This window comes from Enterobacter cloacae complex sp. 342H5, assembly GCF_050030905.1.
In the GTDB taxonomy this organism is placed as follows: domain Bacteria; phylum Pseudomonadota; class Gammaproteobacteria; order Enterobacterales; family Enterobacteriaceae; genus Enterobacter; species Enterobacter intestinihominis.
In genome coordinates this window covers 3,798,262-3,810,407 of record NZ_JBLGVB010000001.1, presented here as the reverse complement: position 1 = coordinate 3,810,407, position 12,146 = coordinate 3,798,262, and the positions used below count along the sequence as shown (strand labels likewise).

General features: G+C 50.3%; 9 protein-coding genes and 2 pseudogenes. 8 read left to right on the top strand and 3 right to left on the bottom strand.

Features of this window, described 5'->3' with window-relative positions:
* Positions 1 to 30 precede the first annotated feature (30 nt).
* The 3 genes and pseudogenes from plsC to ACQG03_RS18180 all read left to right on the top strand — a co-directional run.
* The gene (plsC, locus tag ACQG03_RS18190) at positions 31 to 768 is read left to right on the top strand and encodes a 1-acylglycerol-3-phosphate O-acyltransferase (protein WP_022649406.1); all 738 of its coding nucleotides are present in this window, start codon (positions 31 to 33) and stop codon (positions 766 to 768) included.
* A gap of 61 nt (positions 769 to 829) precedes the next feature.
* The gene (gene ftsP, locus ACQG03_RS18185; protein ID WP_023298607.1) at positions 830 to 2,242 is read left to right on the top strand and encodes a cell division protein FtsP; all 1,413 of its coding nucleotides are present in this window, start codon (positions 830 to 832) and stop codon (positions 2,240 to 2,242) included.
* Between the two features lie 151 nt (positions 2,243 to 2,393).
* Positions 2,394 to 3,569 (top strand): annotated as a pseudogene (locus tag ACQG03_RS18180) (YgiQ family radical SAM protein); the annotation flags it as partial.
* 135 nt (positions 3,570 to 3,704) lie between these two features.
* Here ACQG03_RS18180 and ACQG03_RS18175 read toward each other — a convergent pair.
* On the bottom strand, positions 3,705 to 4,364 hold the full coding sequence (locus tag ACQG03_RS18175; RefSeq protein ID WP_223861955.1) for a hypothetical protein: 660 nt from the start codon (positions 4,362 to 4,364) through the stop codon (positions 3,705 to 3,707).
* Positions 4,365 to 4,739: 375 nt separating this feature from the next.
* Positions 4,740 to 4,973, bottom strand: coding sequence for a hypothetical protein (locus ACQG03_RS18170; protein WP_012477417.1), 234 nt, complete (start codon positions 4,971 to 4,973; stop codon positions 4,740 to 4,742).
* A gap of 142 nt (positions 4,974 to 5,115) precedes the next feature.
* Between ACQG03_RS18170 and ACQG03_RS18165 the strand changes: the two genes are divergently transcribed.
* From ACQG03_RS18165 to ACQG03_RS18145, 5 genes and pseudogenes are all read left to right on the top strand, one after another.
* The gene (locus ACQG03_RS18165; RefSeq protein ID WP_227010010.1) at positions 5,116 to 6,201 is read left to right on the top strand and encodes a tyrosine-type recombinase/integrase; all 1,086 of its coding nucleotides are present in this window, start codon (positions 5,116 to 5,118) and stop codon (positions 6,199 to 6,201) included.
* On the top strand, positions 6,188 to 7,954 hold the full coding sequence (locus ACQG03_RS18160; RefSeq protein WP_032607906.1) for a hypothetical protein: 1,767 nt from the start codon (positions 6,188 to 6,190) through the stop codon (positions 7,952 to 7,954). Before ACQG03_RS18165 ends, ACQG03_RS18160 begins: the two co-directional genes overlap by 14 nt.
* Positions 7,942 to 10,059, top strand: coding sequence for a hypothetical protein (locus ACQG03_RS18155; protein WP_017384059.1), 2,118 nt, complete (start codon positions 7,942 to 7,944; stop codon positions 10,057 to 10,059). The genes ACQG03_RS18160 and ACQG03_RS18155 overlap by 13 nt, the downstream gene beginning before the upstream one ends.
* 3 nt (positions 10,060 to 10,062) lie before the next feature.
* Entirely contained in the window at positions 10,063 to 10,491 is a 429-nt protein-coding gene (locus ACQG03_RS18150) for a hypothetical protein (protein ID WP_017384060.1), read from the top strand.
* A gap of 90 nt (positions 10,492 to 10,581) precedes the next feature.
* Positions 10,582 to 11,270 (top strand): annotated as a pseudogene (locus ACQG03_RS18145) (IS3 family transposase); the annotation flags it as partial.
* Between the two features lie 546 nt (positions 11,271 to 11,816).
* Here the strand turns inward: ACQG03_RS18145 and ACQG03_RS18140 are convergent.
* Positions 11,817 to 12,125, bottom strand: coding sequence for an ArsR/SmtB family transcription factor (locus ACQG03_RS18140; protein WP_032415288.1), 309 nt, complete (start codon positions 12,123 to 12,125; stop codon positions 11,817 to 11,819).
* Positions 12,126 to 12,146: the final 21 nt, after the last annotated feature.

The following is a 12,146-nucleotide window of genomic DNA, read 5'->3' as shown; positions in this document are numbered from 1 at the left end:
TTGTCAGCTGTCAGGGCTTCAGAGGTCGCTATGCTATACATTGTTCGTCTTATTCTTACCGTTATTTACTGCATTCTGGTCTGTATTTTCGGATCGATTTATTGCCTGTTCAGCCCGCGTAACCCAAAACATGTCGCGACGTTCGGGCACATGTTTGGTCGCCTTGCGCCATTGTTCGGCCTGAAGGTTGAAAAGCGTCTGCCTGAAGGGGCGGAGAATTTCGGTAACGCCATCTATATCGCTAACCATCAAAACAACTACGATATGGTGACGGCCTCAAATATTGTTATTCCGCCGACCGTAACCGTCGGGAAAAAGAGCCTGCTGTGGATCCCGCTTTTCGGCCAACTGTACTGGCTCACCGGTAACTTGCTGATTGACCGCAACAACCGTGCGAAAGCGCATGGCACCATTGCGGAAGTGGTGGATCAGTTTAAAAAGCGCCGGATCTCAATCTGGATGTTCCCGGAAGGGACGCGCAGCCGCGGTCGCGGCCTGCTGCCGTTCAAGACCGGCGCGTTTCATGCTGCAATTGCGGCAGGCGTTCCAATTATTCCCGTGTGCGTTTCCAATACATCGAATAAGATTAATCTTAACCGTCTGAAAAACGGACTGGTCATTGTCGAAATGCTACCGCCGGTGGATACCTCCAAATACGGTAAAGACCAGGTGCGCGAGCTGGCCACGCACTGCCGCGAGCTGATGGCTCAGCACATTGCACAGCTCGATAAAGAAGTTGCAGAGCGAGAAGCCGCCGGTAAGATTTAACCCGGTTTCGTTCAAGGGAAAACGAATTCCCGCGTTGTTAGTCGTTTCAGATGGAGCTTATATGTCACTCAGTCGGCGTCAGTTTATTCAGGCTTCGGGTATCGCCCTTTGTGCGGGTGCGATGCCGCGGACAGCCAGCGCCGCCGGGCAGCAACAGCCGCTGCCTATTCCGCCGTTGATTGAATCCCGTCGCGGACAGCCGCTATTCCTCACGCTTCAGCGTAGCCACTGGTCCTTTACCCAGGGAACGCGCGCGCAGGTATGGGGCATTAACGGACGCTACCTCGGGCCGACCATTCGCGTGTGGAATGGGGATGACGTCAAGCTCATCTACAGTAACCGGACGACGGAAAATGTCGCAATGACCGTCAGTGGGTTGCAGGTGCCGGGGCCGCTGATGGGCGGCGCGGCGCGCATGATGTCGCCGAATGCCGACTGGGCGCCCGTCCTCCCGATTCGTCAGAGCGCGGCGACATTGTGGTATCACGCCAACACCCCGAACCGCACCGCCCAGCAGGTCTATAACGGCCTGGCCGGGATGTGGCTGATTGAAGATGAGGTCAGTAAAACGCTGCCGATCCCGAATCACTACGGTGTTGATGATTTCCCGATCATTATTCAGGACAAGCGTCTGGATAACTTCGGTACGCCGGAGTACAGCGAGCCGGGCAGCGGTGGCTTTGTGGGCGATACGCTGCTGGTTAACGGCGCGCAAAGCCCGTATGTCGAAGTGTCTCGTGGCTGGGTGCGCCTGCGTCTGTTGAATGCCTCTAACTCGCGCCGCTACCTGCTGCAAATGAGCGACGGCCGCGCCCTGCATGTGATTTCAGGCGATCAGGGGTTATTACCTGCGCCGGTGTCGGTGAAACAGCTGGCGCTTGCGCCGGGCGAACGTCGTGAAATCCTCGTGGATATGACCAACGGGGATGAAGTGTCCGTGACCTGCGGCGAAGCGGCAAGCATTGTTGACCGCATACGCGGCTTCTTTGAACCGTCGAGCGTTCTGGTCTCCACGCTGGTGCTGACGCTGCGCCCGACCGGCCTGTTGCCGCTGGTGACCGACAGTCTGCCGATGCGCCTGCTGCCGCAAGAAATTGTGACCGGCCCGGCAGTACGCAGTCGCGATATCAGCCTTGGCGACGATCCGGGCATCAACGGCGCGCTGTGGGACGTAAACCGTATTGATATCACCGCCCAGCAGGGAACCTGGGAGCGCTGGACCGTCCGCTCGGAGATGCCGCAGTCGTTCCATATTGAAGGGGTGTCATTCCTGATCCGCAACGTCAACGGGGCGATGCCGTTCCCGGAAGACAGGGGCTGGAAAGACACCGTCTGGGTGGATGGGCAGGTAGAACTGCTCGTCTACTATGGACAGCCGTCATGGCCGCACTTCCCGTTCCTGTTCCACAGCCAGACGCTGGAGATGATGGACAGGGGGTCGGTAGGGCAGATGCTGGTGAATCCGGCACCGTAAAACGAGTCGGGTGGCGGCTTCGCCTTACCCGACCTACAGGCCCGTAGGCCCGGTAAGCGTAGCGTCACCGGGCAATAAATACCCCTTCATTTCCCCCGATAAACCAGCGTATAATCCCGCTCCTTTTGTCTATTTTTTCTTCGGAAGCATTATGAGCGCAATTTCCCTGATCCAGCCGGATCGCGACCTCTTCTCCTGGCCCCAGTACTGGGCAGCCTGCTTTGGACCGGCGCCGTTCCTGCCGATGTCCCGGGAAGAGATGGATCAACTGGGCTGGGACAGCTGCGATATCATTCTGGTGACGGGTGATGCGTATGTCGATCACCCGAGCTTTGGCATGGCGATCTGCGGCCGTATGCTGGAAGCTCAGGGTTTCCGCGTGGGGATTATTTCTCAGCCTGACTGGAACAGCAAAGACGACTTTATGCGTCTGGGTAAACCTAACCTGTTCTTTGGCGTGACCGCGGGCAACATGGACTCGATGATCAACCGCTATACCGCTGACCGTAAGCTGCGCCATGACGACGCTTATACGGCAGATAACGTGGCGGGTAAACGTCCCGATCGCGCGACCCTCGTCTACACCCAGCGATGCAAAGAAGCATGGAAAGACGTGCCGGTGATCCTGGGCGGCATCGAGGCGAGCCTGCGCCGCACCGCGCACTACGACTACTGGTCTGACACCGTGCGCCGTTCGGTGCTGGTGGATTCGAAAGCCGACATGCTGATCTTCGGCAACGGCGAGCGTCCGCTGGTGGAAGTGGCGCATCGCCTGGCGCAGGGTGAAGCGGTCAGCGAGATCCGCGACGTGCGCAACACCGCGATCATGGTGAAAGAGGCGCTGCCGGGCTGGAGCGGGGTGGATTCCCGGATTATCGATATGCCGGGCAAAATCGACCCTATCCCGCATCCGTACGGTGACGATCTGCCGTGCGCGGATAACAAACCAGTTGAGCCGAAGAAAGCGGAAGCAAAGGCCGTGGTGGTGCAGCCGCCGCGTCCGAAGCCGTGGGAAAAGACCTATGTGCTACTGCCGTCATATGAGAAGGTCAAAGCTGACAAGGTGCTCTACGCACACGCCTCCCGTATTCTGCACCATGAAACCAACCCGGGCTGTGCCCGCGCGTTGATGCAAAAGCACGGCGAGCGTTATATCTGGGTTAACCCGCCGGCGATCCCGCTCTCTACCGAAGAGATGGACAGCGTTTTTGCCCTGCCGTACAAGCGTGTGCCGCATCCGTCATATGGCAACAGCCGTATTCCGGCGTACGAGATGATCCGCTTCTCGGTCAACATCATGCGCGGCTGCTTCGGCGGGTGCTCCTTTACTCTTGTTTTTATGTATTTAGAGTTAAACTCTACTTTTCTATTTTTAGAATTCAAGCTATTCATCGTAATTGAGAGATATCCTTTTAATGTTCAGCAAGCCTGTTAAAAGCACTTTATCTGAACCGCGTTTTGCCTAAATCCTGCTCAATATATACTCTCCCTGAGTTCTGAAATCCTCAAATTCCCCAATCTTAAAGCATTGATACATAGATGATGTCAGATAATGCGCAATCATCTCACCGCCAATATGGATCCGTTCCGGGTGTGAGTATGTCGCCTGTATAGCCCTTTGTTCATTCATCATTACAGGAATTGTCTGCAACAAATCCCCATCCAGGATTTGGCACTCAGGTTTTACTCCTGTTCCGTATTGTAATTGCTCTGATTCGAAATCATGGACTGAGCGATAGGCGAACGAAACGATATTTCCTGTTTCCTCGCAAATTGCGAACTGATAAACACTGGTTGTCACCGTTGAAGAAGAGGGAATTGCATGGTCATGCTTGTATTGTTTCCACAGCCTCCTTAGACAGGCCGATGTATGATAATTGAGATTTTGTATACCTGATACGACCATTCTGGTTGATGCTTCAAGCAACCAGGTGTTAGAAAATCCACCTGCCCCCGTACCTGCTATGATGGTTCTTAGCTGGGGGATGTAACCTGCTTTGGAAACAAAAGATAACGGCTCCCCATTATCGGTGACGGCAAGGGTATCTGTTACAATCAGTGCTTGTGCTTCGTCTGTATAAAATATCAGTGATGACATATTTTCCTCATCCAGAAAAGACATTACATGAATCACAGAACAGGTCACTACAACCACGTGAAAGGGAGTCAGACCATTTTCCAGAGGTAAATATATTCTTGTGTTTGGACGCGTTGCGGTTCTCTGTAAAAAATATATAGCACAAACAAAAGTCCCCGCAGGGATAAATATAGTTATATGCGCTTTTTCTGCTGGCTTTTACAATTGAAAGTGACAGGTAAACGAAATGTGTTACAGGTTTCTTTTGCTTTTCGTTGGGTTCTGTATATGCGAATTTACCCTGTGTGTTATTTTTGCAATGGACTCAGGCTGTATTCAATCAATTAAGGTTTACTTCTGGCATTAAGATGTATCCGTTGCCTGTTTTTTAAGGGCACGGTTTGTGCCGGGAAATGAAAATCACATCTTAAGTTCTTCACTCAAAGGATTTGTGATGTTTATCACGTATGGTCCGGGTAACGTGTTGAGGTCAATGTATTGCATCGTGATGGTGTCGTTACATCTTTTACTTTCCTCCTGATTTGCATATTCACTCCCGGCAACCTGGTTGTTTGTTTTTTCTTCTTCCGGATTTATAGTGTAGGCATGAGGTGGCGTTTCAGGGCGACAGACTGTGAGGATAATCACTAACATTCATGCGCGTTATGGGCGTGTCAGCAAACTGGATGCAACAGAGCCGAAACTGAAATTTGAACCCGGATTTCTGTATGCTGAAATACCTTATATTAGCGGCATCCAGAATCGAAAACTGAGCCGATATGTACACTTTTATCTTATGGATAAAGCTATCCTGCAGGCCAGGGATTTAAAGCCTTTAGCCCGGGCATTTTTACGCTGGATAAGGTGGCTGGAGGATAACGGACTTGACCCTTTCACCCCGGGAACGTTGAAATACCAAAGCCCTACATATGGCTTCAGGGAGTATCTTCTGGGGGCCGTAAGGCAGGGGCGCATCGCCTCATCCACCGCGGCGGTGTACATCAGCGTTATCCGACGGTTTTACGTATTTCTGGGCAAGTGTGGTGAGCTGGCTGCCAGCTCATTTTTTACGTTGGTCGAAAAAGTCGTTGACGGGCGACGCAAGGTGATAAGTTCGGATCTTGCCATCAGGATAACCAGCACAACAAAAAGGACAATCAACCCACTGAATGATGCAGAGGTTCATATCCTGGATGAGGCACTGAAATCTGAGTCCGGGTTGTTCAGTTTAATGATTGTGCTGATGAAAAATTGTGGGTTACGGCTGGATGAAATGCTGACCCTGCCGTCGTCACTCTTTACTGAAGAGTACCTTGCCAGTGTCCCTGTATCTGAGTTGACCATCAGGGGGCTTCATATTGGTCCGAGATGCGGAGTTCATACGAAGTTTGGGATGACGCGAGAACTCTTCATCACCAGACGATTGTACGAGCAGGTTCTGGATTATCTGGCGGATGAGGAGTATGAAAAGAAGATCCAAAAATGGCGTGCACGACAGGGTGGGGAAGGGCGGCACGAGCCTTTATTTTTAATGGCAAACGGGAAACGGATGTCTGAAAAAGCCTTTTACTCCCGCTGGTACAGTTTTCGCCATCGCCTGGCCCGGTCTGCTCCGGGAAATGTGTTCAGACATAAACCCCATGATTTGCGGGCAACGTTTGCGACCCATTTTTTACGCTCGGCACTGAGTTGCTATCCCGATCAGGCCGCAAATGCGCTGGGTACAGTAAAATACTGGATGGGCCATAAAAGCGAAAATACGACGATGAAATACATCGTCTTTCTTCAGCAAAACCAGATTTCTGATGCAGTCGCCGGGGTCATGGACGCATTGATTGACGGTGCTGCAGGTCGCGATGGAGCCATATATGAGCCGGAGTGAAACGCAGATAACGTGGATGGCCGAAAATGTGCTGTCATGGGAGACGGTCAGCGGACACATCACTCAGCGGGATCTGAACCGATATTATTTACTTGACGTTTATCTTCAGGCTCATTTTTCAGATTATGTGTTGCTCCCCGGATGGTTTAGTGAACATTCGCATCTTGCCCGCCCTGAAAAACGCGATTTTATTGCCTCTCTGAAACGATTTCTTCTGTCTTACCGTCCCGCCGGAAGGTTAACCATTTTCCGTTATCTCAATATGTTTTTTATATGGCAGTCAGTCAATCAGTATGACTATGGCACGGCTGAAGGCGTTGAAATGTATATTAAACATCTCATGAACGATATTCGTCGGCGAAAAATTTCAGTCAGGATGGCAAGACACTACTTGTCCGTGGTCAACCGGTTTTTGCTTACGGGCGGGCAGATTCAGAGGCGGTATGAATATGAATTCTTACCGAAAGGAACGTATCAGCAGCAGGGAAGGGATAGCTATACCAGGAATGAACTTTCCGAGATCCTGAGGCAGTTGTCATCCATGAATGAGTTCCTTGCGGGATGTATCCGGGAGCATATCGCTAAATCGGAAAAAGGGGTGCGGCATTTCTCACCGTCTTTGCTGGCACCTGTTTATGAAGCGTATTTCCGGTATCCGGGAGAGAACGGGGTCAGCAGGGCAGAGATCATCATCAGGGACGTTCTGGAAAATTACTTTCTTACTTCTTTTTTTCTGTTCTGTTACCACACATGGGGAAACACCTCTCAGGTTCTGGGTCTGACGCGGGATGATATACATCTGGATGAAAAGGGTATCAGCACTGATTATGTTTATAAGGGGAGAGCGAATAAGTATATACGTCTGACGATAGGTAAATCGGAGTATGTGACCAAACGTGCGGGCTATTACTGGTTTCTGTCTTTTATCAGGCTCAGGGACGACATCGTTAACTATCTGGTTTCCGCAGATAACTTCCCTCCGGTACAGGCGCTGTTTCTGAGTGAGCCGCAGGTGAAATTCCGTAAGCTTTATTCTCTTAATCCCAGTCATCTGACTAAATTTTCTAACTCTGAGGGGGCGTGGGCCACGATGCGGCAGCTTAATCCCTCGCTTCCATCAATTACCGTTTCTGGCTTGCGCAAAACGTCTGAGCAGTATACGGACAGAACATTAAAGAATGGTCTGATTACGGCGGAAAAAGCACAGCATAACTGGGGCACTTACAGGCGGAATTATGCTGCAGGTAACCCACAGGGGGCGAAGGAAAACTTCAGTGCTGCACTTGATACGCTTATGAATCAGGGGATTGCGACACGTGCGTTATCCGAGCGGGTAAAAGTTGCTGATGAGCTGGGGATCGATCTGCGTGGAAGCGATGAGGGTGTGGATCTTTTATTGAATGGCCTGGGATGTCGATCGCAGGAGCCGCCTACAGATATTGAATTGCGCTTTATAAAAAAGCAAAAACGATTTGGCCGGACACCAAAGGCTTGTGCGGATTTTTCTCATTGTGTCGAATGTTCAAAAAGTTGCGTTGTGGAAACGCTGGAGTCTGTATGGCTCCTGCTGTCATTCAGGCATGCTATCGAGTATGGAAAACCGTTGTACATCGGTTCGGTCAATGCTGTGGAGCGTTATGAAACGTTACTCCTGAAGATTGATTTACGGCTTGGGCTGGTAGATGAGGCGATCCTGAAAAAAGCGCGCGTTAAACTTCAGCGAGAAGGTGTGGCTCCGGTATGGCAGATTTGAAGAAAAAAGAGGTAAGCCGTAGTCGAATGGCGGAGTTTCCTGCCGGAACGCCGCTTCGTTCAGGGGATGAGTTTCCGACTGAGGATATCATCTGTGAGGCACTAGAAAACAAAAGCTTTGAACGTCTGAATAACTGCCTGGTTATCGCCAGCTCAGATGAACATGATATGCGTTTTATCAATGAGGAGACGCTGAATATTTATTTCAGGGATGATGTCTGGACCAATCGCTATGTCAGAACCCATATTGGTGAAACGTTAAGAACCGTTAATTTTTCAGGCATACGGGATCCTGAACTGCGTCTTGAAGCCAAAATCATCTCAGCCAGCCTGCTCTGGATTGTCGGCAGGACCGCGAAGACGCAGTCCCTGATCCGGAAATGTGCAAACATTGTGGCGGGAGCCCGTATTATTGAGTCTATGGGGTATCGCAGTCTGTTTCAGCTTCGTTTTCCGCTTGTCCGGAATGCTTTCATTGTAAAGATGAAGGAGGAGGATGAGCACGGCAGGAAGCGTTCTGAAAGAACATTACGTAATTACTTTATGGACCTGGCGGATATCTCGCTGACAGGTCATACCCGTCTTCGAAAATACGGTTACTTTCCTGATATTAGCTTCGACAGTTACAACAGTGTGGATGATTCAAACCAGACATATTGTATGCCTTTCAGTCTTATGATGTCTGTCTGGGAAGGGCTGATTACTGAACTGGATGCTGAAATCAGTGATTTCGATTTTGACGGGTTTTCCCGGCTGTGCGCTATCATAAACGGTTTTTATGATTCGCCTTACTATACGTCGATGCTGGAAGCCCGTAAAAGAGGGACAGCAAAAAGCATACCGGATTACCGGGCCGCGTATTACTACAATATTGTTGCCGGGGAAATTCGGGCGCTTTTCGCGACACTTGGCCCCGGGATGCAGGGCTGGTTCTCGGTACATAAAAATAAGCGCTGGAGATCTGATTTTATTGGCGTTGATCACATAAAGCTGAACACCTGGCATTTTGAGCTGACGTTAAAAGTCATGAATGTGATACAGGCCATGTCGGGGATGAGACACAGCGAAGTGCTTGGCGTGATGCACGGTTCACTGATTTATGATGGTGATATCCTGGGACTTCGTTCGGTGTTGCATAAGTTCGCCCCGGAAGGTGGAAGTCACGAAGACTGGGTTGTTTGTCGCTATGTGGAAAAGCCTTTTCAGCATTTACGCAGAATTAATCAAATCATGACAGGCCTGGACGGGAAGACGCTGGACAATGTTCCATTGTCTTTAAATATCAGGTCGTGGTTCTCGGAGCAAAAACTCTCTTTTATGGGGACGCAGCGCCAGACTGAGTGGGCAAAGAAATTTGTGAAAAGACACCATCTGTTCATCCGACGTGACCATATTGATGAGTTCAGGCTTTTAAATCCAAACATACGTGATGATGAACGCGTTGCGATGGAGATTCGGGAGGGGGCTTTCTGGCCATTGCGAACCCATCAGTTTCGCCGTTCACTTGCTGTACACCTCAGGCGTCTTGATCTGATTTCTACTAATGATCTTATCCGGCAGTTTAAGCACTTAATCAGAGGCATGACGGAGTGGTATATGTCCGGTGCACTCAACGCTTCGCATTTTAGCCGGGCGATCCCTCAGGCATTCGCTGCCGAGATTGAGAGGGTTGATACCGAACTCTCAGCTTCCAGGGCTGTTTCTTATCAGCATGAAGGCCTGCTTTATGGCGAAGGCGGGAAGTTACTGATGTCCCAGAGAGGTGGGCACTTACATCAGATGACGTTTCCTACACTGAAAAAAGCGATGAGCATGGCTAAACGAGGCGGGCAAAAACTGGTATCTCTTGGAAACGGTTTTTATTGCATGAATGGCCATGACTGCGAGTTTAAGGCGGTTGTTCAGTCAGCGTCCTGCAATCCGGGATGTGAGAACATGCTGGCCGGAGCTGATTCTGTTCCCGTGTGGAAACGCAGGATGGCTCATTATGACAACCTTCTGGAGATTGCCGTGCGAAATAATGCTCCTCAGGCTGACAGGGATTTTCTGATGCTTGAGAGAGATTTTTATGCAGATGCTGTCCGTTTTTTTGAAAAGGATGAATAGAGCATGACGAACGAACAGTCGGGGGTTAAAAAAACACAGGCAAGAGCAGAGCAGGCCCTGAGGGAACTGATGTTATCAGGGGAGCGTATCAGCCAGTATGCTGTGGAAAAACGAGCGGGGCTGGCAAACGGCACCCTGAATTATAACTGTCCTGAGTACAGGCAGGTCAGGGAGGCTATCCGCAGTCTGAAAAAAACGTGCCAGGGCACCGCGCCGGTTGATGAGCAGGGCATTGAGCAGCAGATCAAGCTGAAAGAAAAGTATCGCCGTCAGAGAAATGAGCTGAGGGAAGAAATCAAAAAGATGATGGCTGAAAATGTAGAGCTGTTACATAACCTTATACTTTTACAGCAGTATGTCAGGGAGCTTGAACGCAACACCGGGAGGGAGAAAGGGGACGTCATTCCGTTCTCGGGTGGTGTCAGGGACTGAGGCTATACTGAACGGAAGGACGCGAGGTGAATCGCCACAGGTTTAACAGACACCTCAGAGTCATTTAAGATGACTTAAAGAGAGGTGCCCATGAGCGGTAAGCGTTATCCTGAAGAGTTTAAAATTGAAGCAGTCAAACAGGTTGTTGATCGCGGTTATTCTGTTGCCAGCGTTGCAACGCGTCTCGATATCACCACCCACAGCCTTTACGCCTGGATAAAGAACTACGGTCCGGATTCTTCCACTAATAAAGAACAGTCAGATGCTCAGGCCGAGATCCGCCGTCTTCAGAAAGAGCTGAAGCGGGTTACCGACGAACGGGACATATTAAAAAAAGCCGCGGCGTACTTCGCAAAGCTGTCCGACTGAGGTACGCCTTTATTCGTGACAACACCTATTGCTGGCCTGTTCGCCTGCTCTGTCGGGTGCTGGATGAACATCCCAGTGGTTTTTACGCCTGGCTTCAGCAGCCGCATTCACAACGCCATCAGGCAGACCTGAGACTGACAGGACAGATTAAACAGTTCTGGCTGGAATCGGGATGCGTCTATGGTTATCGCAAAATCCATCTGGATCTGCGGGACAGCGGGCAACAGTGCGGAGTGAACAGAGTCTGGCGACTGATGAAACGTGTCGGGATAAAGGCTCAGGTCGGATACCGGAGCCCGAGGGCATGTAAAGGCGAGGCCAGTATCGTGTCGCCCAACAAGCTCCAGCGACAGTTCAATCCGGATGCTCCGGATGAGCGTTGGGTAATCACAGCGTGGTTTCCTCAAACCCTCGCTGTGAATTAACTGAAATACTTCATTGAAGCTGTAACCAAACAGTTAACTGAAAGAATGAGCCCGCAGAGCATTGCACAGCGATGACACCATTTGTTGAGCTTCACCGTTTTCGCATACAACCGTCCGGAATTTGGAAAAGCACTGTCTTTTTGTACTGACCGATCATGATTAAGTGACACCTCTTCGAAAAAGAGAGCGCGATGAGCGATTAATATATGGCTCGAAAGACAATTATGTTGGGCTTTTATGACCGCTGTCAGAGGTATTATCTTACCCGGACGGCAACAGGGTCGGAATGTCATCAGCGGCACTGTAACAAGCTATCCGCCATCTTAAATATCTGCAGGTCCTTGCACCGAGTATGCACACCAACCGACAGAGTGATTTGACCCAAACTGGTGGATATTTTGCAAAACTATTAGCCTCTTATGACCGGTCTGCAGCCTGATATTGAGGAATTAGTGCGCTTTCATGGAATGCCTGCCGGGATCGCAAGTACGAACCCCCGGTACTGTTACACTGAATGTGCTCAGTCCTGTATCAGATTGTATTTTTCAGCAACTCAAGAACAACCCTTATTTTATCATTGTCACGTTTGTAGTACGTCCAGGGACCGATGCGCTGAGAAGTAACAAGTTGTGCCCGTTGAAGAGCTGAGAGGTAAAGAGAAACGGTAGACTGTGAGAGCCCGACCTTTTCCTGAATGATACTGACACACACACCGAACTCGTCCGCATCAGCATAAGGCTGATGGAAGTGTATTTTCGGTTCCTTGAGCATATGCAGAATTTTTCTTCTAACAGGGTTTCCCAGCGCCTTAATCACGTCATTCAAATCAATATCAGGCATAAACTCTGTCACTTGTCGCAT